The organism is Marinobacter sp. F4216, assembly GCF_019931195.1.
GTDB lineage: Bacteria > Pseudomonadota > Gammaproteobacteria > Pseudomonadales > Oleiphilaceae > Marinobacter > Marinobacter suaedae.
The window spans coordinates 106,740-130,245 of record NZ_JAIOUO010000002.1; the positions used below are offsets into that span (position 1 = coordinate 106,740).

21 protein-coding genes are annotated in these 23,506 nt (G+C 57.0%); 16 read left to right on the plus strand and 5 right to left on the minus strand.

The window, feature by feature from the left end:
- The first annotated feature begins 123 nt into the window (after positions 1-123).
- The 5 genes from K8I84_RS01005 (at position 124) to K8I84_RS01025 (ending at position 6,758) form a co-directional block, all read left to right on the plus strand.
- A complete protein-coding gene (locus tag K8I84_RS01005) occupies positions 124-654 on the plus strand; it encodes a hypothetical protein (protein ID WP_223792860.1) in 531 nt (176 codons plus the stop codon).
- Positions 655-889: 235 nt separating this feature from the next.
- A complete protein-coding gene (locus K8I84_RS01010) occupies positions 890-2,428 on the plus strand; it encodes a fatty acyl-CoA reductase (protein ID WP_223792861.1) in 1,539 nt (512 codons plus the stop codon).
- A gap of 312 nt (positions 2,429-2,740) precedes the next feature.
- Complete coding sequence (gene acs, locus K8I84_RS01015; protein WP_223792862.1) at positions 2,741-4,690, plus strand: acetate--CoA ligase; 1,950 nt, start codon at positions 2,741-2,743, stop codon at positions 4,688-4,690.
- Positions 4,691-4,730: 40 nt separating this feature from the next.
- The gene (locus K8I84_RS01020) at positions 4,731-5,396 is read left to right on the plus strand and encodes a LuxR C-terminal-related transcriptional regulator (RefSeq protein WP_223792863.1); all 666 of its coding nucleotides are present in this window, start codon (positions 4,731-4,733) and stop codon (positions 5,394-5,396) included.
- Positions 5,397-5,672: 276 nt separating this feature from the next.
- The gene (locus K8I84_RS01025; RefSeq protein WP_223792864.1) at positions 5,673-6,758 is read left to right on the plus strand and encodes a fatty acid desaturase family protein; all 1,086 of its coding nucleotides are present in this window, start codon (positions 5,673-5,675) and stop codon (positions 6,756-6,758) included.
- An 84-nt stretch (positions 6,759-6,842) separates the two neighbouring features.
- Here K8I84_RS01025 and K8I84_RS01030 read toward each other — a convergent pair whose 3' ends face one another.
- Entirely contained in the window at positions 6,843-8,474 is a 1,632-nt protein-coding gene (locus K8I84_RS01030) for an FAD-binding oxidoreductase (protein WP_223792865.1), read from the minus strand.
- A gap of 18 nt (positions 8,475-8,492) precedes the next feature.
- Positions 8,493-9,485, minus strand: a complete 993-nt coding sequence (locus K8I84_RS01035) for a D-2-hydroxyacid dehydrogenase (RefSeq protein WP_223792866.1) — start codon at positions 9,483-9,485, stop codon at positions 8,493-8,495.
- A gap of 225 nt (positions 9,486-9,710) precedes the next feature.
- On the opposite strand from K8I84_RS01035, the gene K8I84_RS01040 reads away from it, so the two are divergent.
- From K8I84_RS01040 to K8I84_RS01050, 3 genes are all read left to right on the plus strand, one after another.
- Positions 9,711-10,937: a pyridoxal phosphate-dependent aminotransferase gene (locus tag K8I84_RS01040; RefSeq protein ID WP_223792867.1), complete on the plus strand. Its 1,227-nt coding sequence runs from the start codon at positions 9,711-9,713 to the stop codon at positions 10,935-10,937.
- A gap of 8 nt (positions 10,938-10,945) precedes the next feature.
- Positions 10,946-11,137 carry a CPXCG motif-containing cysteine-rich protein gene (locus K8I84_RS01045; protein ID WP_223792868.1) on the plus strand — a complete coding sequence of 64 codons (192 nt, stop codon included), beginning with the start codon at positions 10,946-10,948 and terminating at the stop codon, positions 11,135-11,137.
- Positions 11,138-11,232: 95 nt separating this feature from the next.
- Complete coding sequence (locus K8I84_RS01050) at positions 11,233-11,802, plus strand: DUF1439 domain-containing protein (protein WP_223792869.1); 570 nt, start codon at positions 11,233-11,235, stop codon at positions 11,800-11,802.
- A 38-nt stretch (positions 11,803-11,840) separates the two neighbouring features.
- Here the strand turns inward: K8I84_RS01050 and K8I84_RS01055 are convergent, their stop codons facing one another.
- Positions 11,841-12,995, minus strand: coding sequence for an isocitrate/isopropylmalate dehydrogenase family protein (locus K8I84_RS01055; RefSeq protein ID WP_223792870.1), 1,155 nt, complete (start codon positions 12,993-12,995; stop codon positions 11,841-11,843).
- A gap of 176 nt (positions 12,996-13,171) precedes the next feature.
- Here K8I84_RS01055 and K8I84_RS01060 point away from each other — a divergent pair, with 176 nt between their 5' ends.
- Positions 13,172-13,528, plus strand: coding sequence for a hypothetical protein (locus tag K8I84_RS01060; protein WP_223792871.1), 357 nt, complete (start codon positions 13,172-13,174; stop codon positions 13,526-13,528).
- 9 nt (positions 13,529-13,537) lie between these two features.
- Here the strand turns inward: K8I84_RS01060 and K8I84_RS01065 are convergent, their stop codons facing one another.
- On the minus strand, positions 13,538-14,431 hold the full coding sequence (locus K8I84_RS01065; RefSeq protein WP_223792872.1) for a LysR family transcriptional regulator: 894 nt from the start codon (positions 14,429-14,431) through the stop codon (positions 13,538-13,540).
- A gap of 137 nt (positions 14,432-14,568) precedes the next feature.
- Between K8I84_RS01065 and K8I84_RS01070 the strand changes: the two genes are divergently transcribed.
- The 5 genes from K8I84_RS01070 (at position 14,569) to K8I84_RS01090 (ending at position 19,343) form a co-directional block, all read left to right on the plus strand.
- Positions 14,569-15,780, plus strand: coding sequence for an acyl-CoA dehydrogenase family protein (locus K8I84_RS01070; RefSeq protein WP_223792873.1), 1,212 nt, complete (start codon positions 14,569-14,571; stop codon positions 15,778-15,780).
- 169 nt (positions 15,781-15,949) lie between these two features.
- The gene (locus K8I84_RS01075) at positions 15,950-16,771 is read left to right on the plus strand and encodes an SDR family oxidoreductase (RefSeq protein WP_223792874.1); all 822 of its coding nucleotides are present in this window, start codon (positions 15,950-15,952) and stop codon (positions 16,769-16,771) included.
- 28 nt (positions 16,772-16,799) lie between these two features.
- Positions 16,800-17,864 carry a phosphotransferase family protein gene (locus tag K8I84_RS01080; RefSeq protein WP_223792875.1) on the plus strand — a complete coding sequence of 355 codons (1,065 nt, stop codon included), beginning with the start codon at positions 16,800-16,802 and terminating at the stop codon, positions 17,862-17,864.
- Complete coding sequence (locus tag K8I84_RS01085) at positions 17,864-18,553, plus strand: histidine phosphatase family protein (RefSeq protein ID WP_223792876.1); 690 nt, start codon at positions 17,864-17,866, stop codon at positions 18,551-18,553. Before K8I84_RS01080 ends, K8I84_RS01085 begins: the two co-directional genes overlap by 1 nt.
- Before the next feature lie 19 nt (positions 18,554-18,572).
- A complete protein-coding gene (locus tag K8I84_RS01090; protein WP_223792877.1) occupies positions 18,573-19,343 on the plus strand; it encodes an SDR family oxidoreductase in 771 nt (256 codons plus the stop codon).
- Between the two features lie 5 nt (positions 19,344-19,348).
- Here the strand turns inward: K8I84_RS01090 and K8I84_RS01095 are convergent, their stop codons facing one another.
- Positions 19,349-20,227 carry a DUF6279 family lipoprotein gene (locus tag K8I84_RS01095; RefSeq protein WP_223792878.1) on the minus strand — a complete coding sequence of 293 codons (879 nt, stop codon included), beginning with the start codon at positions 20,225-20,227 and terminating at the stop codon, positions 19,349-19,351.
- 209 nt (positions 20,228-20,436) lie between these two features.
- Between K8I84_RS01095 and K8I84_RS01100 the strand changes: the two genes are divergently transcribed.
- Positions 20,437-21,831: a DUF4397 domain-containing protein gene (locus tag K8I84_RS01100; protein ID WP_223792879.1), complete on the plus strand. Its 1,395-nt coding sequence runs from the start codon at positions 20,437-20,439 to the stop codon at positions 21,829-21,831.
- Positions 21,832-22,076: 245 nt separating this feature from the next.
- Positions 22,077-23,480 (plus strand): DUF4397 domain-containing protein, encoded by a 1,404-nt coding sequence (locus K8I84_RS01105; RefSeq protein WP_223792880.1) that lies wholly within the window; start codon positions 22,077-22,079, stop codon positions 23,478-23,480.
- The last annotated feature ends 26 nt before the right edge of the window (positions 23,481-23,506 follow it).

Here is a 23,506-nt window from a genome sequence, read left to right on the forward strand (position 1 = left end):
ATCAGCCGGCGATTAAACGGCTGAGGTAGTATTTCTGGCAGTCTCTTGCCGGACTTGTGATTTGTGTAGGATTTTTAAGGCAGGTAAGCCGAAGCCACTCTGAATGGATACAGGGAGTTTGATATGGCAGGGAAACAGCTTGGAGAGACGCTGGCGCGTCCCGGGGATCGTTGTATGAGCGCGGTGCGGGAACTGGAAACGGTGCTCCCCATGGTGGCCAGCAACAGCATGCTGCGTTATGAGGCATTCACCCGTTTGTTTGCACTGCTCGGGAGCATGCCCGACAGTGACACCATTGAAATCATCCAGACAGGTCTAGGTGGGCTCGAGTGGGAGCAATTGTCCGAGGAAGACCGTGTGCGTTTTGCTGAGCACCTGCGGCATCTGGCAGATCAGGTCTTACCTGTTTCGGTTCGGACGGAACTGGTTTCCGTTGCGTCTCAGACCCCGTCTTCCGGAGCAGGCGAATCGTTGATCACGCCCGAACCGGCTGCCAAGCCGGAACCTGTGTTGCCAGCAGCTGAAATAGCCTATGACTCGGGGCGATTCGGAGACCAGTCGCGACTGGTTGAGGCCCTGAAAGAACAGCCAGAGGATGTCTCGGTCGACCAGTTGCTTAATACGATGGCAGGTGGCTTCGGCGGCCAGCACTAAACCTTCTTGAGGCAGGAATTCCTCCTGCCTTTTCCCATTGCCGCAACGGCGGTTACCGTCCCGTAACTTGTGCTCTGTCACTAGAGTGTCACGATGCCCGTGCAATTATTGTTCAAAGGTCTGGTGACTATGGCCCGCATTGTGCAGCGAGTTTCATGCACCCATTTTTAGCTGACTTGAGGTCACAGGAAGTTAGTGGCCGAAGATCTATAGACAATTGAGAAGGAGTTCGCCCATGGCAGCACAGCAGTTATCGTCCGGAGAGACGACATCGAAAGTCCTCGAACAGCTTCGAGGCAAACATGTTCTGATTACCGGAACGACGGGATTTCTTGGCAAGGTCGTGCTTGAAAAACTGATCCGAGCCGTACCCGAGATTGGCGGTATTCATCTTCTCATTCGTGGTAACAAGCGCCATCCGGATGCACGGGGTCGGTTTCTGGAAGAAATCGCCACGTCTTCAGTGTTTGAGCGCTTGCGACATGACGATAATGAGGCCTTCGAGAATTTCATCGAGGAGCGTGTCCACTGCATTACCGGTGAAGTGACCGAGCCGATGTTCGGTTTGTCAGATGAGGCGTTTGAGGCGCTGGCTGGCAATCTGAATGCCATTATCAACTCCGCAGCGAGCGTGAATTTCCGGGAAGAGCTGGACAAGGCGCTCTCAATCAACACGCTGTGCCTGTACAACATTGCTGAACTGGCATTCCGGAACAGTGAACTTGCGGTGATTCAGGTGTCCACCTGCTACGTCAATGGCAAGAATGCCGGTAACGTTGGTGAGGCCGTGATTAAGCCGGCTGGTGCCGACATTCCCCAAAGCGACGACGGTTACTTCGAAATCGAGGAGCTGGTCCGTTTGCTTGAGGATAAGATTGCGGATGTGCGGTCCCGTTATTCGGGGAGCGCCCTGGAGAAAAAGCTGGTCGACCTGGGTATTCGGGAGGCTAACCATTATGGCTGGAGTGATACCTATACCTTTACCAAGTGGTTGGGAGAGCAGCTGTTGATGAAGGCGTTGTCAGGCCGGTCGCTGACCATTCTGCGTCCTTCTATTATTGAAAGTGCTCTGGACGAACCAGCACCGGGCTGGATTGAAGGCGTGAAGGTCGCTGATGCCATCATCCTGGCCTACGCCCGTGAGAAGGTCACTCTGTTCCCGGGCAAACGTTCTAGCATTATCGATGTGATTCCGGTGGACCTGGTTGCGAATTCCATCATTCTTTCGCTGGCTGAAGCCATGGCCGAGCCCGGCAAACATCGTATCTACCAGTCGTGCAGCGGCGGAACCAATCCCATTCGACTTGGCGAGTTCATTGACCACATCATGGCTGAAGCCAGAGAAAACTATGATCGGTATGACCACCTTTTCTACCGTCAGCCCTCGAAGCCTTTCTTTGCGGTGGATCGGAAGCTCTTTGACCTGGTCGTAAGTGGCGCAAGGTTGCCGTTGAGCATCACCGACCGGATGCTGAAAATGCTGGGCAACAGCCGCGAGCTGAAAATACTTCGAAATCTGGATACCACCCGTTCGCTGGCGACGATCTTCGGGTTCTACACTGCGCCGGATTACGTCTTCCATAACGATCGTCTTCAGGCCCTCGCGAGGCGGATGGGCAGTGTTGACCAGGCCCTGTTCCCGGTAGATGCGAAAGCCATCGATTGGCGCTCTTATCTGCGAGACACGCATCTTGCCGGTTTGAACCGGTATGCGCTCAAGAAACGCAAGGTGTATAGCCTACGCTCTGCAAAGGTCCGCAAAGCAGCGGCCTGATCGAAAAGGCCTGTCTCCGGAAGTACCGTCGGGCCCTATTGATTGATGTAAGACCATTACAGCCGGGCGGCTCTCCCCCCGGCTGTTTTTCGTTATGCGTGTTCTAAGCTTTAAGCAGGTGTGGTAGCGGAAACGGGACGCCTCCGCCTGCCGTTGGCGGCCCGTGTTCGGTTTGGACGTTGGTCTAATTCATTGTTCTATTGAACACATGGTGAACTACGGCTATTCGCAGGAAAAGGGCCTGAGAGTCGACGCTGCCCAGCACTCTGTTAGAACACAATGACAAGAGAATTTAACGAAAGGGAGAGCACTATGACTGAGAAACACATTTTTCCGGTAAGTTCTGAGGTTGCCGAAAGGGCGCTGGTTAACCGGCAACAATATGAGGACATGTACCGTCAGTCAGTCGAAGATCCGGACACCTTCTGGGCTGAGCACGGCAAACGTGTTGATTGGATCAAGCCCTTCACGAAAGTAAAAAATACCACCTACGATTTCGATAACCTGTCCATCAAATGGTTTGAAGACGGTGAGCTCAACGCCTCCGCCAATTGCCTGGATCGCCACCTGGAAGAGCGGGGCGATCAGACCGCCATTATCTTCGAAGGCGATGAGCCGTCTGATTCGCGCAACGTGACCTATCGTGAGCTGTACGAAGAGACCTGCAAGTTTGCCAATGTCCTGAAAGGGCTTGGGGTCAAGAAGGGCGATGTGGTCACCATCTACATGCCGATGATTGTTGAAACGGCCGTTGCCATGTTGGCCTGTGCCCGAATCGGTGCGATTCACTCAGTGGTCTTTGGCGGCTTCTCCCCCGAAGCCCTGGCGGCCCGGATTGCTAACGGTCAGTCCCGTTATGTCATTACTGCTGACGAGGGGATTCGTGGCGGCCGGGTGATCCCGCTCAAGAAGAATGTGGATGCGGCCCTCAAAAACGAGAGCGCCGGCCACGTGGAAAAAGTGGTCGTGGTGACGCGCACAGGCAATGACAATGTGCCCTGGAATGACGGCCGGGATGAGCGTTACGAAGACCTGATGGCGTCGGCGTCCACCGACTGCCCGCCGGAGCCGATGAATGCTGAAGACCCGCTGTTCATGTTGTATACCTCCGGTTCCACCGGCGCGCCAAAAGGGGTGCTGCACACCACCGGGGGCTACCTGGTGTATGCCTCCATGACCCATGAATACGTCTTCGACTACCACGACGGTGATGTGTACTGGTGTACTGCCGATTTCGGCTGGATCACCGGCCACAGTTATATTCTGTACGGCCCGCTGTGTAATGGCGCCGTGACCCTGTTGTTCGAAGGCGTGCCCAATTACCCGGACGCATCGCGCATCGGCAAGGTGGTTGATAAACACAAGGTGAACATCCTCTACACCGCGCCGACGGCCATTCGGGCGCTGATGGCGGTGGGCGAATCCTGTATGGAAGATACGTCCAGGGATTCACTGAAGTTGATGGGCTCCGTAGGTGAACCGATCAACCCGGAAGCCTGGGAGTGGTACTACCGGGTGATCGGCAACAGCAAGTGCCCGATTGTGGACACCTGGTGGCAGACCGAAACCGGCGGCATTCTGATAACACCGCTGCCCGGTGCGGTTGATCTCAAGCCAGGCTCCGCCACGCTGCCGTTCTTCGGTGTTCAGCCGGCGCTGGTGGATAACGATGGCAATATCCTTGACGGTGCGGCCGAGGGCAATCTGGTGATTTTGGACAGCTGGCCCGGCCAGATGCGGACCATTTACGGTGACCACGAACGGTTCAAGCAGACCTACTTCAGTACCTATAAAGGCCGCTACTTTACCGGTGACGGTGCCCGTCGTGATGAAGACGGCTACTACTGGATCACGGGCCGGGTGGACGATGTGCTGAATGTGTCGGGTCACCGTCTGGGCACCGCCGAAGTGGAAAGCGCCCTGGTGGCTCATAGCCAGGTGGCTGAAGCAGCCGTGGTAGGATACCCGCACGACATCAAGGGACAGGGTATTTATGTGTACGTGACCCTGGTCCAGGGTCAGGAACCGTCGGACGAGCTCAAGAAAGAACTGGTCCAGTGGGTGCGTAAGGAGATTGGTCCGATTGCCTCACCGGATGTTATCCAATGGGCCCCCGGGCTGCCGAAGACTCGCTCTGGTAAGATAATGCGCCGGATTCTGCGAAAAATCGCAGCCAACGAGCATGAGCAGCTGGGCGACACGTCCACCCTGGCCGATCCGGGCGTGGTGGATGAGTTGATCAGCAATCGTGAGTTTAAATAAGGCCCGGAACAGGGCCTTGAACCTGAGAGGAACCAAGTGAATGACACAGACAATCATCGTCGCTGATGACCATCCGCTGTTTCGAGCTGCGTTGAAGCAGGCGGTCAGTCAGGCAGTGCCGGATGCCAAGACCGTTGAAGTGGACAGCATCAAGGCACTGCAGGCGGCGGTTGAGTCGCACCCGGATGCGGATCTGGTTCTGCTGGATTTGAACATGCCGGGGGCCCACGGGTTTTCCGGGCTGGTGTTTATGCGTGGCCAGTATCCCGGTTTGCCGGTGGTCGTCGTTTCAGGTTCCGAGGAACTTCAGGTGATGCGACGCTCCATTGATTATGGGGCGTCCGGCTTCATTCCGAAGTCGGCACCACTTCCGACCATTACCGAAGCCATTCAGGCGGTACTCGAGGGAGACGTCTGGTTGCCGGAAGGGGTGGCTGAAAAAATCGAGCGGATGGATTCCGAAGCAACGGATTTTTCGGAGCGGCTCGCATCCCTTACACCCCAGCAATTCCGGGTCTTGGGAATGCTGGCAGAGGGGCTGCTTAACAAGCAGATTGCCTACGATCTGGATGTCTCGGAAGCCACCATTAAAGCTCACATCACGGCCGTGTTTCGCAAGCTGGGTGTCCGGAATCGAACTCAGGCCGTTATCGCCATCCAGCAGATGGAGATTGACCCAACGGACCAGTCTTTATCTGGCGGCTGAGCCGGAATATTCACCAGAATGAGTGTTAAGAAACGGGAGCCTCGGCTCCCGTTTTTTTTGCCCGTTGATGCCATTCAGCTTTTTGACGTTCCACTGGGGTGAAGCATGGAATGGTCTTTGGGTGCGAATTAAATAAGTACATGTGTACTCATTAATGGTCGTTTAATGGTAATTGTTATGGGTTCTGGTTGTTATTTCCTTTGTTGTATTGTAGATTTCAGCGCACACGTGTACTCTTAGTTTTGTGCAAGATATGAACACGCGAATAGGTGAAAAATGAATGCAGCCGTGAAACCCGAACCGTTGGAAAGTGTGGTGTTTGGACAGGCCGATGAGCGTGAGCTCAGAGACAGAATGAAAAAGGAATTGCCGGCGGATACCTTCAAGGCCAAACCTTGGCGGGTAATTTGGTTTTTGCCCCTGCAGATGGTGATCTGGGGTGGGTTGGCAACCATTCTTCTCGCTGGCTTGCCCTGGTATGCGAATCTTGGCCTGGCGTTGGTCGTTGGTCATACCATTGGTTGCCAGGCGCTGCTGGCCCATGAGGTGATGCACGGTGCCCTTGGCATGAGCAAGGGATGGCAGAACTTCTTTGGCTGGCTTGGCTTTGGACCGTTGATTGTTCCGCCTGAGTTCTGGCGCAAATGGCACAACGTGGTCCATCACGGTAATACCAATTCGGGGGATACCGACCCGGACAGTTTTGGTACTTTGCGCCGCTACAAGGTGGATCCGAAGCAGAAGAAATTCACCAAGCTGGCGCCGGGATCCGGCACCTGGTACAGCTATTTCTTTCTCTTCTACTCCTTCACCTTCCACGCCCAGCTGGTGCTGTGGTTCCAGGCCAAGCGACGCAAACAGTTCAAGGGCTTCAATCGAAGGAAGGCCATTGTTCAGTCATTTGTGTGTGTGGCTGCATGGGGTGTCCTGGCGGTATTGTCCGGGCCACTGGCGGTATTCACGGTGCTGGTACCGTTCATGATTGCCAATGCCCTGGGGCAGGGATACATCCTGACCAACCACTTTCTGCGCCCACAAACCCCGACGAATAACCCGCTGGATAACTCCATGAGCTTGCGGGTGGGGCCCGTGCTAGATCGTCTGCACTTCCGTTTTAGCCACCACATCGAACATCACTTCTTCCCGAAGATGTCGTCCAACATGGCGCCGAGGGTGCGTGAGTGGCTGGAAGAGCACCATGGCGACCGGTATATGGCCATGCCTCACAGCACGGCTCTGAAGATGCTTTACAGCACTCCCCGGGTATACAAATCTCCAACCCAGTTGGTGGACCCGAATCGGCCGGAGCGGGTGTTTGATCTGCTGCCGCTACAGAAACAGTATGCCGCCAGTGCTCGCTAACTTGCGAAATGGCAGAGCCTGCTGCCCTTCCTGAGGGATACCTTTTGTCGAGGAGGCCTGGGCCTCCTCGAGTTGTTTTTCGAGCTAGTTCGTCCGGCTTTCCGGGCTTTTAAGCAGAACACCGGGATTCAGAATCTGTTCCGGATCCACCGAAGTTTTTGCATTCTCCAGCATGGAAATAAAGAGCGGAGACGCCTGTCGCAGGTAGTGTTCTCGGTGATCCTTACCCACGGCATGATGGTGAGTAATCGTGCCGCCTTCGTTGATGATCACATCCGAAACTTCACGCTTGATCTCATCCCACCGCTGTAGATCATCCGTGCCATTGCCCTGAGCCATCACCGTGTAATAGGGCGCGGGACCGTCTGGATACAGGTGGGTAAATCGGCAGGTAACAAACCCTTTGCCACATAATCTTTCAATGGCGTGCTCAGCGGCAGCCAGAATCCGGGCATTGAAATGTTCAAACTTGTCCCAGGTGATTGCCGTTTCAAAGGTTTCGACAATCAGGCCCCTGCGGACCAACTCATCCCTCAGGTAGGGTACGGTAATAAAGGCCTGCTTCCACGTATCGGCCTTGTCATCCCGTTGGTTGTCGATTTCGGATGCTGCTGGCTCGGACAGGTTGATGCCACCGCACGCGGTGGCAATCGACAGGCAATCCTTGAGTTTTTGAGTGACCGGAAAAGTACTGGATTCGCAGCCCAGAATCAGGATGTCCAGGTTGCCGTCACCAAGCCCCATGAACAGGGCTTCACCCCGGCCAATGAATCGTGCGTTGGTTGGATGAAGGCCTGACTGACTGAGTTGTCTGCAGGCTTCGACCCCGTGCTCAAATGCTTTAAAGCCGACCGTGGCAGACGCTTTATACTCAGGGGCGGACTGAAGTCGTACCCATGCCTCGGTAATGATGCCCAGGGTACCTTCTGAGCCCAGGAACAGCCGCTCCTCACTGGGGCCGGCACCGCTGCCGGGCAGGCGACGGGTTTGAATGACGCCCCGGGGAGTGACCACGCGAACCGATTCCACAAAGTCATCAATGTGGGTGTATTGCGTGGCGAAATGACCACCCGCTCGGGTCGCTATCCAACCGCCGAGCGTGGAAAACTCGAAGCTCTGGGGAAAGTGCCTGAGGGTAAGCCCGTGGGGCTTTAATTGCTGTTCCAGATCCGGGCCGTAGGTGCCGGCCTGAATGCGGGCGCAGCGGGACTGGGTGTCCACTTCAAGCACCTTGTTGAAGTGTAGCATGTTGACTGTGATGACCCCGCCAGAGGACGTTCTTTTCGGTGGCTCAATGCCGCCAACCACGCTGGAGCCGCCGCCGTATGGAATGAGACTTATACGGTTATTGCGGGCGAATACCATTAATTCGGACAGTTGCTCCTCATCGTTTGGAAACGCCACGTAATCCGGGGGGTTATCAAACTGACCATGGGCGCATCGCCAGGAATCACGGTAAGACTTGCCAAAGCAATGATGTAGTCGAATTTCTTTATCGCTGGTGATCCAGTTTTCCCAGGCAGAGGGTAGGGGGAATCTGGGGTCGGGCAAGGTGATGGATTCCCGATCCGGGAGTGCCAGAGGGGAACTGGCCTCCATGCCAGTGGTCGTTCGCAAGAAATCAACAAAGGTATCTGTCAGGGTGTCGTCCAAGGGGCCTGCCTGATACCCCCAGCCCCAGAACTTTCGCCGTAAGAAGTCCTCTACTGTCTGCAAACTGCCCTCCCGTTTTTCTTATGCGGGGTTCGACGAGCCAGCGTAGCCAAGCGCCTTGTCGACCAGGTTGAAGAGTTCCTGCCCGCCATGCCAGCGGTCGAAATTTTCCAGAAACTGGTCTGTCAGAGCACGCTTCCAACCGATGAAGTCCCCGGCCATATGGGCGGTCATGGTCACATTGTCCATGTCCCACAGGGGGTGATCTTTAGGAAGTGGTTCCTCTTCAAACACATCCAGCCCTGCGCCGGCAATCTCGCCGTTTCTGAGTGCAGTAATGAGATCGTCGGTTTTTACGATGGGGCCTCGGCCGATGTTGATCAGGCGTGCTGTTGGTTTCATGGCACTGAACGCTTTGGCGTCAAACAAGCCTTCCGTTTGCGGCGTCAGGGGGGCGGCGATCACCACGAAATCGGCGTGACTGAGCTGTTCATAGAGACTGTCGTGGCCATGCACGGCAACAAAGTCCGGATCCTCGTTACGCGGCGTGCGGGCAATACCGTGGGCCGGCATTCCGATGGCGCTGACCAGACGGCCGATCTGACGGCCAATGGAGCCGGCGCCCACGACCAGAACCTGCTTGCCCTGAGCCCGTTCCGTGTCCCGGTGTTTCCACTCGTGCTTCATTTGCAGGCGGATAGAACCGGGGAAATCCTTGGCGAACATGAGAATGGTACACAGCACGTATTCGGCAATGGTGCGGTCGAAGATGCCACGGGCATTGGTGACAACCACATCGCTGCTGATCAGCTCGTCAAACATCAGGGCGTCCACACCGGCGCTCGTTGCATGAATCCAGCGCAGTCGATCGGCGGAACCCCAGGCGGCTTTCAGGGCTTCGGTCCGGAAGTCGGTCACCATCATCACGTCCGTTCCGGGAAGGGTGTTACGCAGGGTCTGTTCGTCGCAGGCAAAGCGCACTTCTGCCCGGGATCTGACCGCCTCCATACCTGGTGGCTCCTGTTCTCCGGGGGCTGTCAGGACCGTTACAACGGGCTTGCTTGGCTGTGTCATTAAACCTCCAACTGTTATTTGACTGTCGGGCATGCCGCTAAGCTTAGCAACAGTCTGGTCCTCCCTCGAGCCGGGGTCAACTCGTGACTGGGCGGGTTTATGGCATCTTCAGGGCGAGATGTGTGGCACTGCAAACTCTTTGTCATCTATGTCTTGTATGGCCCCGGCTTACTGGCTACTCTGCATCAGAACGCTCACTTTTTGAACCGGTCGCAGGAGGTGTTTATGGCAGAGAGTGTCAATCAGGAAACCGACCAGTCGGTCCCCCGGAAAGTGAAGTATCGGAAGACGAAAGCCAGCTGGAATCCTGCGATGCACTCGATCCCGGTGCCGGGTATCCGCCGTATGGTGAACATGGCGGCGACCATGAAGGATGTGCTGCACCTCTCGATTGGCCAGCCTGATCTGCCAACTCCAAAACATATTGTTGACGCCTACATTGATGCACTCAATGCCGGCCAGACCGGTTACACCATGGATGCAGGTCTGCCGGAACTGCTGGTGGCACTGCGAGACTATTACGGCAAACGCTACAACCGGAAACTGACCCGCGACAACATCCTGATCACCAGCGGGGCCACCGAGGCCATGTATCTGGCCATCTCGGCAACCTCGGCCCCGGGGCGCCAGTTCATCGTGACCGATCCGTCCTTTTTGCTCTACGCACCGCTGATCCGGATGAGCGGTGGCGAGGTGAAGTTCGTGCCTACCCGCGTAGAGAACGATCATCAGCTGGACCCGGATGAGGTGATTGCTGCCATGGGGCCGCGCACCTATGCGATCATTCTGAACAACCCCAATAACCCGACCGGTGCTGTGTACCCCCGTAGCACGGTGGAAACCATTCTTGAGGAGTGTGCCTTCCGGGGGATTCAGGTCTACGCCGATGAGGTATACGACCACCTGATTTTTGATGATGATGACTTTGCCAGTGTCCTGAATTGCTCTGTGGATCTGGACAACATCATGTGCATCAGCAGTTTCTCCAAGACCTACAGTATGGCAGGGCTCCGGGTCGGTTGGGTCATCTCCAACCAGGCGACCATCAGGTCCCTGCGTCGCTACCATATGTTCACCACATCGGTAGCCAATACGCCGTCACAGTTTGCCGGTGTTGCGGCGCTTACCGGTGACCAGCAGTGCGTGAGGGATATGGTGGATATTTACCGGGAGCGCCGGGATAAGGTGGTAGATCTGGTGGAGCAAACGCCGCACTTGCAGGGATACAAGCCCGGAGGCGCGTTCTTTATTTTCCCTGACTTGCCCAAGCATGTGGACGGTTCCGATCTGGCCTTGCGCATGTTGAAAGAAACCGGTGTGTGCGTGGTGCCCGGCGATGCCTTCGGGGAAGAGTCGACTCACGCGCTTCGTATCAGTTTTTCCACAACCTGCGAGAAACTTGAGGAAGCGTTTGATCGTATTATCCCCTGGATGGCCAAGCAGCAGTTTTAGGTAAGCTCATGCCTGCCCTGGATTCGATGGTGATACAGTGCCCCTATTGCTGGGAGGCACAGGAAATCGCCATTGATCCCTCGGTTCCCGAGCAGGAGTACGTCGAAGACTGCCAGGTGTGCTGCCGGCCCATTGTGTTCACAGTGACGGTGGACGATGACCTGACATCCAGGGTCGATGTGCGGGCAGAAAACGATTAGCCGACCTCAAATTGTGACTGTGATTTTTTGGCCTGCAGACTCGCCTTGAGACGACATCTCGGCTGTGGTGACATGCAACCCGATGGAGAAAGAACATGTTCCTCGCCTACAGGCGCTTCCTGCCCCTGCTTACCTTCATTCTTGTGCTGACCAGTGGTTGCGCGGGTATCACCCCTTACGCCATTTCCGAGCGGGAGATTGAGCAACGCCTGAAGGAGGTGGTACAGGAGTTTGATCGCGAGCAGCTGAAAAGTGGTTCCCCCCTCAGCCTGAGTCTGGATGACGCCGACATCACACTGGGTCCCGATGGTCGTGACGTGGCAGTGATCGATTTGAAAGGGCAGGTCTCGCTCAATGCGCTGCTGGCCAGGCTTCCGGTAGACATCGCACTCAAGGTGGAAGGGGCGCCGGTATACGACAGCACTGAAAAGGCGATTTACCTGCGCAGACTCCAGTTGCTGGAAAGCGAGATCGATTCACCCTTATTCAGAGGTGATTTGAAGCCGGTGACCGACAATGTGATGCGCGTGGTCGCCCAAATGCTCGAAACCATGCCCGTCTACCGTTTGGACGAAACCGATCTGAGCCAGCGGCTGTTTGGCGCCCTGCCGGTTGATGTAAGGGTGGCACCAGGGCGACTTGAGTTCGTCATGGACGATCAATGAGGTGGCCAATCTCATGACCACCTCCCATCGGTGAATGGTTAGCTCGCAATCCGGTCGCAGATCGCGGTGCCAATTTCCCGGGTATTGCGCTGTCCGCCTTTACTTTCTGCCAGATCGGCAGCAACCGCGTCGTGCAACTCCTTGCCCGCCGCGGCCAGCGCCGGATCTTTTCGCCCCAGCCATTCCAGCATTCGAGCGGTGGTGAACAGCATGGCGGTGGGATCTGCCAGCCCCTGACCGGCGATATCTGGAGCACTCCCGTGAGTCGGCTCAAACATGGACGGTGAGTCCGGGTCCGTCGGGTTCAGGTTGCAGGAGGGCGCAACGCCCATGCCGCCGGAGAGCACTGCGGCCAGATCCGTAAGAATGTCGCCCTGCAGATTGCTGGCAACCACCACATCAAAGGCCCAGGGGCACTGAACGAACTTCATGCAGGCGGCATCCACCAGTTCGTGATGGATGGCAACATCCGGAAACTCCTGACTGATTTCCTCAAACGCTTCGGTGTACATGTCACCCCAGTGGCGCAATGCGTTTCGCTTGGTGATCAGGCAAACCTGGCTTTCACAGGTTCGACCGTCCAGGGTCCGGAAGCTTCGGGTCCGGCCCTCCTTGACGCGTTCAGCGGCTCTCAGGCGAGCCTGCTCAAATCCGTACCGGATGATGCGGTCGGTGGCTTTACGGGTGAACACCTCCATCTGGGTGGCGATTTCGTCCGGCGTCCCCTTGCGCAGGCGCCCACCCTGGCTGACGTATTCACCTTCCGAGTTCTCCCGGATGACCAGCATGTCGATGTCGCGGGCGCGCTCGTCGGCCAGATACTGGCGTGCACCCGGCAGCAGGCGCGCGGGGCGCTCGCATACCCATTGATCAAAACCCTTCCGCATGTCCAGCAGTGGCGCGAGTGAGATGCTGTCTGGCAGCAGGTAGCGGTTTTTGTCATCGATCGGACCGGGATCGCCCAGCGCCCCCAGCAGGATCGCGTCGTAGGCTTTGAGCTGTTCCAGCGCATCTTCCGGCATGGACTCGCCATTGCTCTCATGCCAGGCGTGGGATGGCCAGGGGAAGCGGGTCCACTCCAGGGCCAGGTCGTGCTTGGCTCTGAGAGCCTCAAGGCAGCGAATCGCTTCGCCGACGACTTCAGGGCCAACCCCGTCGCCGGGGGTGACAGCAATGCGGATATTGTCGGCCATTCTGGGACTCCTTCTCTGAATCGGCACGTATAGGCATGACAACCCCAGTGTAGTCATCTCAGGTTTCGATGCCACCACCGGGGCTTCCGTCAGAGTGGCCTGTTGATGCTTGTTTTACCAGCCCTTTCCCTGACGTTATAGTGACGACTTCAGAGACAACAGACAGGAAGGTGGCCTTGCTCTACCGTATCATTACCGTCATTGGCGCATTGGTGTTCGTGGTTGCCCTGTTTGGGCTGCTGTGGTTCTTCTGCAAGAAATTCCTGCAGTATCACGGAGTCACCGATCAGGTATCGGACCGGGCAACCGTCTTGGCAACCTGGACCTTTGCCGGTATCAGCGTGGGCTTGTTACTGGCGGTGGTAGGTGCTTTCATTGCCGGGCCCTGGGCCTTCTACCGCACACTGCGGGGGCACGATGTGCCCATCTCTGACGGTGCCGCCATCTGGTGGGGCTTTGGCATCGTGGTGGCGGCCCTGGGTATTACTTCGATTGGTTTCCTGCTGTTTCTGAAGGCGGTGGGGGCTTACTGACGTTCCAGCTCAGCAAATGGCCCGTAGCTGGTCCCGAAACCAGACCAGCGCTGGCTCCTTTTCATAGGCCTTGTGCCAGTATAGGTAGACATCGATTGACGGCATTTCCGCCGGCGGGTTCAGAATGTGGATGTCCGCCCGCTCGGCAATGATCCGGGCGTAGGCCTCGGGCATAGTCAGCAGCAGATCACTTTGTTCCACCACCCGGCAGGCCGCATAGTAATGCTGACAGCGGAGCCGGATACTGCGTTGAACGCCAAGCCGGGACAGCTCAAAGTCCTCGATTCCCGGTCCTTCCGAGCGTGATGACACCAGTACATGTTGATGGCTCAGGTAGTCCTCCATGGTCATGGGGGATGTCGAGAGCGAGTGATCCTTTCGCACCAGAACCACCAGACGATCCTTCCTTAATAGTTCGTGAGCGGTCTGATCGCTCACCGGTAACAGCACGTCCACCGCGAAGTCCAGTTTGCCAGCTGCCAGCTGGCTTTCCATATCCCGTCGCGCCACCCGCTGGCTGACGATTTCCAGCTCCCGATAGGGCTCCAGTCGCTGCATCAACGGAGGCAGGAAGGTAGATTCCAGGATATCCCGCAGGGCCAGTGCATAAGTCTTGCGCTGGCTGGCCGGGTCAAAGGCGTGGAACTGGTTTACTGCGGTCTGGATCTGAGTCAGTCCGGGCCGCATGGATTCCCGGAACCGGCGGGCCAGGGGGGTCGGCACCATCCGGTTGCCCTGACGGGTGAATAAAGGGTCATCAAAATGTTCACGAAGCCGTGACAGGGAATGGCTGACCGCCGGCTGCGTCAGGTTCAGGGCTGCGGCAGCACGGGTCAGGCTGCCTTCGCGATAGATAGTCTCGAACACATGCAGCAGGTTCAGGTCCAGGCGGTTCAGGGCCACAGCACAACTCCATAAAAGCTCAATAAGCAGCAGTAATGATAAACGATAAGTAAAATTCAGTCGCGTAATAGTGGTCGGCCGCCTAGACTGGGTCCAACTTGAATACAGCTGGGCAAAGAGCGAGTGAGGACACGTCGATGGATTTCAATATTTCCGAGAAGGGACAGGATTATCTCAACCGCGTGAAGAAATTCATGGCGGAGGAGATCTTTCCCATTGAAGAGCAGTACTACAAAGACATGGCTGCGCTGGATAACCGCTGGGTGGAACTGCCCATCATCCGTGAGCTGAAAGAAAAGGCCAGGGCCCAGGGGCTTTGGAATATGTTCTTCCCGGATGAAACGTACGGCTGTGGTCTGTTGAACTCTGACTATGCCCTGATTGCAGAAGAAACCGGCCGCAGTTTCATCGCGCCGGAGATTTTCAACTGCAACGCCCCGGATACTGGCAATATGGAAGTCCTCATTCACTATGGTTCCGATGAACAGAAAGCCGAGTGGTTACCGCGTTTGCTCAATGGTGAGATCCGCTCTGCCTTCTGCATGACCGAGCCGGGCGTCGCATCTTCGGATGCGACCAACATGGAAGCAACGGCTGTAGTGGAAGGCGATGAGGTAGTGCTCAATGGTCGGAAGTGGTGGAGTACCGGTGTTGGTCATCCGGATTGCAAGGTGGCTATTTTCATGGGGCTGAGTGACCCGGATGCCCACAAGCACCGCCGGCACTCCATGGTGCTGGTGCCCATGGACACCCCGGGAGTGAAAGTGGAGCGCATGCTGCCGGTGTTCGGTGCCTACGATGAGCCGTACGGTCATGGTGAAGTGGTATTCGACAACGTTCGCCTGCCCAAGAGCGCCTTCATCGCCGGCCCGGGACGCGGTTTCGAAATCGCCCAGGGGCGCCTGGGTCCGGGCCGGGTGCATCACTGCATGCGGGCTATCGGAGCGGCCGAGCGAACGCTGGAACTGATGATCAAGCGGGCGATGGCGCGCGAAGCGTTTGGTCGCCCCATCGCCAAGCTGGGAGGCAACCCGGACATCATCGCCAACGCCCGTATGGCGATCGAGCAGGCCCGACTGCTTACCCTGAAGTGTGCGTGGGCGCTGGATACCAAAGGCATCATGGGAGCGCTGCAGGAAGTGTCCATGATCAAGGCGGTGATTCCTTCCATGCTGCAAACCATTGTGGATCAGGCGATTCAGATTCATGGTGGCGGTGGTGTCAGCGACGAGGACTTCCCTCTGACCTCACTGTTTGCCTACGCCCGGGTGCTGCGTTTGGCGGATGGTCCGGATGAAGTGCATCGGGCTATGGTGGCCCGGTTGGAGATGCGCAAGTACAAGCATTAAGGTGCAGGGACCCGGCGGAAGGGAGTAGCTGAAACACGCTCAAGCACATCCATGTGACGCTTGGGCTCCGCCATCCATGGCTCCGCACAGTTTCAGCGACTCCCTCCCGCCGGCTCCGTCGTCACTTTGCGTCGGTTTCGACTTTCGAAGACAAAAAACGGGAAACAGCATGACACAGAGAGTATTCATCACAGGCGGCGCAAGCGGCCTCGGTCGCGCCTTGGCGTTGCGATATGCCAAAGACGGCGCACGGGTATGCATTGGCGACATCAACCCGGAGCAGGGTGCGGCTGTCGAGCAGGAAATCAATGCGGCCGGGGGCGAAGGGCATTTTGTTGAGTGTGATGTCCGTCGCCTGACCGATCTGGAAAAGGCCCGGGACGCCATCGTCCAGAAGTGGGGCGGCGTGGACGTGGTCGTGAACAACGCGGGCGTGGCCTCGGCAGGTTCCATCGAAGAAACCTCCATGGCCGACTGGGAGTGGATTCTCGATATCAACGTGCTGGGTGTTGTTCGGGGCTGCAAGGCCTTTACCCCACAGTTCAAGGCGCAGGGCTCGGGTGCATTCGTGAATATCGCCTCCATGGCCGGGCTGATGCTTGCGCCGCTGATGGACAGCTACAATGTCTCCAAAGCCGGCGTGATTGCGTTGTCTGAAACGCTGAGTCAGGAACTGCGGGATGACGGTATTCACGTAAGCTGCGTGTGCCCGGCGTTTTTCCAGACCAATCTGGCCACCACCATGCGTTCGGATATCCCGGGCATTCAGCAGAACGTGAACAAGCTGATGAAGCGTTCTTCCATCACTGCAGAGGATGTGGCCGAGGACATTGTTCGCTCCGTCGACAGCAACAGCTTCTGGGTACTGCCCCATGCCAAGGAGCGCCGGATGTGGATGCTCAAGCGCCACGCGCCGAAAGCCTTTGACTGGCTGATGCACCAGGAAAGCAAGCGCTGGATGAGCAAAATGGGCGGCAAGGCCAAAGCCTGACCGGATGCAACGAGGAGGAAAGTCCGACATGACGCAGATTGACCAGGCGAAGGATGTTCGCGAGGGCGAGGAGCTGGATGCGGCGGCCGTCGACCGTTTCATGAAGCAGGCCATTCCGGAGTTGACCGGCGAACCGGTCATCCGCCAGTACCCCGGAGGCGCGTCCAATCTGACCTATCAGGTGGATTACCGCGATCGTTCCTACGTTCTGCGTCGTCCGCCGTTTGGCAAGATTGCCAAGTCGGCCCACGACATGCTGCGGGAAGCCCGGGTCATGCAGGCGCTCAAGCCGGTTTATCCCTACGTACCCAACATTATTGCCGTGTGTGACGACCATGAGGTTTTGGGCTGCGATTTCTATGTGATGGAGCGGCTCAGGGGCATCATCCTCCGACAGGACTTTCCAGAAGATCTCGCGCTGAGCGAGCAGGACACCCGCAAGCTCTGCCTGAGCGTGATCGACAAACTGGTGGACCTGCATCGTGTGGATGCCAAGGCCGCCGGCCTTGATTCCCTGGGCAAGGGCGCGGGCTACGTTCAGCGCCAGATCGGTGGCTGGAGTGACCGGTTCCGGAAGTCGCGTACCGAGGACGTGGGTGATTTCGAAGCCGTCATGACCTGGCTGAAGGACAAGATGCCCGGGGACGTCGCCCAGGTGGTTATTCACAACGACTACCGTTTCGACAACGTGGTCCTCAATCCGGACAACCCGTTTGAAGTGATCGGTGTGCTGGATTGGGAAATGGCCACCATCGGTGATCCGTTGATGGATCTCGGCAACACCCTGGCGTACTGGATTCAGGCGGACGACGAGGGGCCGTTCCAGATGCTGCGCCGTCAGCCGACACACCGCCCGGGCATGCTGACCCGTAAAGAGGTGGTCGAGTACTACATGGAGAAATCCGGTTTCCGCACGGATAACTTCGATTTCTACGAGATTTACGGACTTTTCCGGCTGGCGGTTATCATCCAGCAGATCTATTACCGCTTCTACCACGGCCAGACCAGGGACAAGCGTTTCGCTGCTTTTGGTCACGCGGCCAATTACCTGGAGAAGCGCTGCCTGAAACTGATTGAAGCGAGCACTCTTTAATGGCAACCATCTACCTGGTGCGCCACGGACAGGCGAGTTTTGGCAAGGAAAATTATGACCAGTTGTCCAAGACCGGCTGGGAGCAGGGGAAAGTCCTTGGCCGATGGATGGCCGGACGAATCGCTCCCCAGGCGGTCTTTGGCGGGGACCTTGAACGCCACCGGGAGACGGTTGAAGCCATCGCCTCAGGTTTTGGCAGCGAGTTCCCGGACATGCAGGTGGTGCCAGGCTTCAACGAGTTTGATCACCACGAGGTGCTGATCCGGTCCCGGCCCGAATGGGTGGATCGTAATGTCATGGCCCGTGACCTGCAGGCGTTTCCGAAACCCGCACGGGCCTTTCAGGAGGCTTTCGTTCATGCGGTACAGCGCTGGGCGTCTTGTGAGCATGATCAGGACTACGACGAAACCTGGCCGGCGTTCAGGGAGCGAGTCCTCCGGGCATTCGATGAGATGATTGATTATGCCGGCGGTGGCGACGTGCTGGTTGCAACTTCCGGCGGGCCCATTTCGGTGATCTGTCAGCACCTGCTTGGCCTGACGGACGAGCGGGCGCTGGCTCTGAATGAAGTTATTGCCAACGCCAGCATGAGTCGGGTGCTCTATTCAGGATCCCGGCGCAGCCTGTCCGTCTTTAATAATTACAGCCATCTGGAGGCGGAAGACCCCGCCCTGGTGACATTCCGATAAGTGTGTTTGAGGTGAATCCATGAGTAACAAGGACCTGTTTGATCTGACCGGTAAGGTCGCCCTGGTAACCGGTGCCAGCAGGGGAATCGGTGAGAGCATTGCGCGTACACTGGCCGGAAAAGGCGCCCACGTGATCGTCAGCAGCCGGAAAATCGACGGTTGTGAAGCCGTGGCCAGCAGCATTCGCGAGGCGGGAGGCAGTGCCGAGGCTTTTGCTTGCCACATTGGCGAGATGGATCAGATCGAAGCGGTTTGGGCCCACATCGCGGAAAAACACGGCAAGCTGGATATTCTGGTCAATAACGCCGCGGCCAACCCCTATTTTGGCCCGGTGGAAGACACCGACCTGGGTGCCTTCAACAAGACCGTGGACGTAAACATCCGCGGCTACTTTTTCATGTGTGCCGAAGGCGCGAAGATCATGAAGAAGGGTGGTGGCGGTGCCATCGTGAACGTGGCGTCCGTAAACGGCGTGATTCCTGGCCATTTCCAGGGCATCTATTCCATCAGTAAGGCCGCGGTCATCTCCATGACCAAGTCCTTTGCCATGGAGTTGGGTCAGCAGAACATCCGGGTGAACGCGTTGCTGCCAGGTCTGACCGATACCAAGTTCGCCAGTGCTCTGACCACCAACGAGGCCATCAAGAAGCAGGCGATGATGCATATCCCGATGAAGCGGGTAGCGGACCCGGATGAGATGGCCGGTACGGTACTGTACCTGGTCTCGGATGCGTCCACTTACACCACCGGCGCCTGCATCAATGCCGATGGCGGTTATCTGACGGTTTAACTGCGTTATCCCGAAGCGACCTCGGAGGACGGCGAACAGGTCAGCGCCTCCAGGTCACCATCCAGCCCGTTTGCCTGCTGTTGCAGGTGGGCCAGGTGTTCCGGATCTGATGTTTCCATCAGGTCGTGAAGAAGGGTGGTCAAAGCGGCCCGGCCGTCTTCCATCATGGCCTGATACTCCGCGCCCCGGACCTGCTCCGACTGTTTGATCAGAAGGGCCACGTCGTCACTGAAGCCCGGTTCGTTCCGTCGTTCGAGTGCTGCCAGAAGGGCCTTTTGCCAGTTCCTGCGGCCCTGTAGCCACACTTCCGTCTGCCTGCCACGGTTTTCCGCCCACTGTTTCACCACCGTCCTCTGCTCACGGTTGAGTTCGCCAAACCAGCGCTCTATCCGTTCCTCAGCCCGTTCTGCCCTGGCTTCGATGGTGTCGCTGGCGGAATCCTCAAGATATTTCTCGCGGTATTCCTGCTGATTATCCTCCATGTTCCGGGCAAGTTCTCTAACTTGCTGGTCTGACAGGCTGGATAGAAGATTCGTGGCGATGGGGACGACACGATCGAGGAGCGGGGGAAACAGGCTGAACAGGTCCTGCTGATGGAGGGCGACCGTTTGATACTGCATATCCTGCTCGTCAAGATCGACCATGAAGCCCTCCAGCCAGGCCTGATAACGAGGCAGTTCACTGCTGCAATGCCATTGCCTGAACGACTCGATGTCGCTGGCGAGTTGTTCTCGTTGTTCACTGGTGAGCGTGATGTAATCCTCCACCCACCAGACAATTCCCCAATCCGCGTAGCGATAGGCCATCCGGTTGGAGCTGCAGGCGGCGAGGGTCAGCGTCAGGATCACAGCGATGCAGAGCTTAAGAAATCGATTAACAGGCATGGGAATTTGGCTCACCGGACTTCGTTTTAGCTTCATTTTCCTACTGTAGCTTACGACATTCCGACCGCATTGGACGTAGTTTGGCCCGCCAAAGTTGGGCAAATTCCGACCAGATTGACCATACTGACTTTTTGAAAAGGATTTCACGGCGTTGCGCGTGAAAGGCATGAAAAACAGGACAAGGACCTCAGGATTCGAGGGATGAAACCATGAAAACAAGACATGTGCTGCCGATAGTGGTAGCGGGCACGATGGCGCTTGCGGGTTGCTTTTTTGAGGAGGACGACCCCAAAAAGAGCAGTGTTCGTGTCATTCACGCATCGTCTGATGCCCCGCCGGTGGATGTGCGACTGGGGCGCGACAGGGAAATCGAAGGCCTCGACTACAAGGAAGGCGTCCTGTTTACCCCGAACGTAGGCTCGTCCCAGATGTCGATCAACGCTGATCTGCCTGGATCCCAGCGTGAGACTATCCTGACCTCCACTTATTCCTTCCGTCAGGACCGAAAGTACGACTTCTTCGTGGTGGGCAATGTTTCGGATGAGTCGATTAAACCCATTGTGCTGACCGACGATCTGGAGACCGAGGCTGGAGACCAGACGAGGGTTCGAGTCGTGCATTTGTCCCCGGATGCCCAGGCGGCGGCACGGAATGTGGACGTCTACCTGAGCGACGCGGACGATGAGTTGGATGAGTGGTTAGCCGCAGGCCCCAATTTCAGGATGGGGTATGAGGACGTTGAGGGCCCCGTGCTGGTGAGCGCGGGACGTTACCGGGTCAGGGTGACCCTGGCGGGTACGGCGACGGTTGTCTTCGAGAGTGGCCCGCTGTCGTTCCTTTCAGGGGATGACCTGCTGATTGCTGCGGTGGACAATACGGCGGTCAATAATGTTGCAGGTTCTGGCAGCCAGAGCCCGATCAGCCTGCTGGTCGCCGATGGGCCGGAAGTGAACGAGGTGTACGATATCAATCAACGGTCCGGCGTTCGCGTGGTCCACGCCTCCCCTGGCGTTCCGGCTGTTTCCGCATTCGTTGACGATGAACTAACCATTGCCAGTCTGCTCTTCGGAGAAACCGGGCCGTCGTCAGCGCTAGATGATTACGCGACTGTCGCGCCCGGAGCCCGGGAAGTATCCATCAACGATTCCACCGGACAGCTCCTGAGCGACACTATCAATCTGGCGGTGGGCGAGGGTAAGACCGTTGTGGCGTATGATCGCCAGGGGCTGACCAAGTCGCTGGTGCTGGATGATGCGGCGCGGTCAATCGCGACCCAGGCGAGCCTGAGAGTCGTCCATGGTTCTCGAGTCGCTGCCATCGCAGGGCCGGTCAATATTTACCTGTTGCCAGAAGATAAAACGAGTGTGTCGGGTGCGGTTCCGGTATTACGGGATGTGCCCTTTGGTACCGAATCCGGCTACTTCGCCGTGGAGCAGGAAAACTACAACCTCTTCATCCGCGATGCCGACGGTAACGTGAGAATAGGTCCGTTACTGGTCGGGCTTCGGGAAGGTGGCGTTTACACGTTCGTCGCCACCGATACCCCGGCCGGCGATAGAACGGTCCTCATCCAGCTGGACGACAACACCGAACCCTTACCCTGACAGCAAAGCTGTGACCCTCAATCAACCCCGGCATGGCCGGGGTTTTTTAGTTCTGGCTGTTTGATGGATGGTTTCTTCGTAGAAAAGAGCACAAGTGTGCGCTGAATGTGGCCTGCCGATAATCCGTTTGGAAAAGCTGCCCGTAGCTACAGGTGTTGCATCGTTCAGGGAATGAACATGTGCAGGTTCGAACCACTAAGTTCAGGTATTAGCCAATCACGCTCACAGCATGAGGAAATAACACAATGAAGTCCTTACTCGCTTTACCCCTAGTGGTTGTCGGCAGCGTTGTGCTGACTGGTTGTTTCGATGATGACGACGATCCGCTGAAGTCGAACGTCCGGGTCATTCATGCCTCTTCCGATGCGCCCGCTGTCAACGTTAATTTTAATGGCAGTACCGTCGTCTCTGGGGCTGACTACAAACAGGCAGCGGTATTGACTCCGAATGCTGGTCGTCCTTCTTTGTCCATCGACGGAATTCTGCCGGGAGGGGACACCGTAACGGTAATCGAGGAAGACGTACCTCTTCTGTTCAACACGAAATACGATGTCATTGCGGTCGGCAAAGTAGGTGACCAAACCATTGAGCCCCTGATCCTGACTGATGATGGCGAACGCGAATCTTCGGATTCCGTGCGCCTGCGGGTTGCTCACCTGTCTCCGGATGCCGAGGAAGCTGCGGGTGGACCTGTCGATGTGTACGTGACCGCCGCCGGTGCTGAGCTTCCTGCAGAAGCCACATTCAGCTTTAGCTTTAAAGAGAGCGTCGGACCGCTGGAAGTGCCGGCCGGTGAGTATCAGGTCAGAGTTACACCCGCGGGTGCCGACACGGTGGTCTACGACAGTGGTGCGTTGCCTCTGCCCCCTGGCGCGGATCTGCTGGTTGCAGCGGTTGATAACACCGTGTTTGGTGAGTCCCCGATCAGTCTGCTGGCGATCAATGGTGGTGACGTCAGTGAAATAGTGGATGCGAGCGCGGGGGCAGGCATTCGGGCGGTGCACAACTCTGCTGTTGCTGGGCCCGTCGACCTTTATGTCAATGCAACACCCGGCTCCGATGCTGCAACTGTGGAGGACATCGCCTACACCGATACTGTCCCGGGAGTTGCCTCGACAGGAGCATACGTCGCACTGGAGGCTGGTGAAAATCAGGTTGCCGTGACCGGTGCTGATGGAACGGTGGCGGTGATTGACGCTACTCTCGAACTTGCGGCGGGTTCTGGCACGACCGTCGTGGCAGCAGGCCAGACTGAAGTGCAGGCCTTGGTCTTTGAAGATGACAACCGGAGTGTCGCTACCGCGGCCAAGCTGCGGGTAATTCATGGCGCTGAGGAAGCGGGGACTGTCGACGTTTACTTGCTCCCGACAGCTGAGGGTGGCGCTGAGGCAACGGAAATCAACAATGCCGAGCCCGCACTGGATGACTTTGCATACGGTACATCGTCAGGCTACGTCGAGGTCCCGGAGGGTGACTATGTGGTGTTCATTACGAGCACGGATGGTAGCGAGTTCCTGAAAACAGGTAGCATTTCGCTGTCTGCAGGCGGCGTTTATACGGCTATTGCAAGATTGGCTGATGCCGGTGCAGGCGAGACGAGCGTTGCAGGGCTCACTCTGCTAGATGATTTTGTAGCCGCACCCCAGTAAGGCCTTTAGGCTTTCTCTCTGGAAAA

Bases quoted from the DNA above. Each gene is read 5' to 3' on its own strand.
- K8I84_RS01005 (WP_223792860.1), top strand. From the start codon at position 124: ATGGCAGGGAAACAGCTTGGAGAGACGCTGGCGCGTCCCGGGGATCGT.
- K8I84_RS01010 (WP_223792861.1), top strand. From the start codon at position 890: ATGGCAGCACAGCAGTTATCGTCCGGAGAGACGACATCGAAAGTCCTC.
- acs (WP_223792862.1), top strand. From the start codon at position 2,741: ATGACTGAGAAACACATTTTTCCGGTAAGTTCTGAGGTTGCCGAAAGG.
- K8I84_RS01020 (WP_223792863.1), top strand. From the start codon at position 4,731: ATGACACAGACAATCATCGTCGCTGATGACCATCCGCTGTTTCGAGCT.
- K8I84_RS01025 (WP_223792864.1), top strand. From the start codon at position 5,673: ATGAATGCAGCCGTGAAACCCGAACCGTTGGAAAGTGTGGTGTTTGGA.
- K8I84_RS01035 (WP_223792866.1), bottom strand. From the start codon at position 9,485: ATGACACAGCCAAGCAAGCCCGTTGTAACGGTCCTGACAGCCCCCGGA.
- K8I84_RS01040 (WP_223792867.1), top strand. From the start codon at position 9,711: ATGGCAGAGAGTGTCAATCAGGAAACCGACCAGTCGGTCCCCCGGAAA.
- K8I84_RS01045 (WP_223792868.1), top strand. From the start codon at position 10,946: ATGCCTGCCCTGGATTCGATGGTGATACAGTGCCCCTATTGCTGGGAG.
- K8I84_RS01050 (WP_223792869.1), top strand. From the start codon at position 11,233: ATGTTCCTCGCCTACAGGCGCTTCCTGCCCCTGCTTACCTTCATTCTT.
- K8I84_RS01055 (WP_223792870.1), bottom strand. From the start codon at position 12,995: ATGGCCGACAATATCCGCATTGCTGTCACCCCCGGCGACGGGGTTGGC.
- K8I84_RS01070 (WP_223792873.1), top strand. From the start codon at position 14,569: ATGGATTTCAATATTTCCGAGAAGGGACAGGATTATCTCAACCGCGTG.
- K8I84_RS01075 (WP_223792874.1), top strand. From the start codon at position 15,950: ATGACACAGAGAGTATTCATCACAGGCGGCGCAAGCGGCCTCGGTCGC.
- K8I84_RS01080 (WP_223792875.1), top strand. From the start codon at position 16,800: ATGACGCAGATTGACCAGGCGAAGGATGTTCGCGAGGGCGAGGAGCTG.
- K8I84_RS01085 (WP_223792876.1), top strand. From the start codon at position 17,864: ATGGCAACCATCTACCTGGTGCGCCACGGACAGGCGAGTTTTGGCAAG.
- K8I84_RS01090 (WP_223792877.1), top strand. From the start codon at position 18,573: ATGAGTAACAAGGACCTGTTTGATCTGACCGGTAAGGTCGCCCTGGTA.
- K8I84_RS01095 (WP_223792878.1), bottom strand. From the start codon at position 20,227: ATGCCTGTTAATCGATTTCTTAAGCTCTGCATCGCTGTGATCCTGACG.
- K8I84_RS01100 (WP_223792879.1), top strand. From the start codon at position 20,437: ATGAAAACAAGACATGTGCTGCCGATAGTGGTAGCGGGCACGATGGCG.
- K8I84_RS01105 (WP_223792880.1), top strand. From the start codon at position 22,077: ATGAAGTCCTTACTCGCTTTACCCCTAGTGGTTGTCGGCAGCGTTGTG.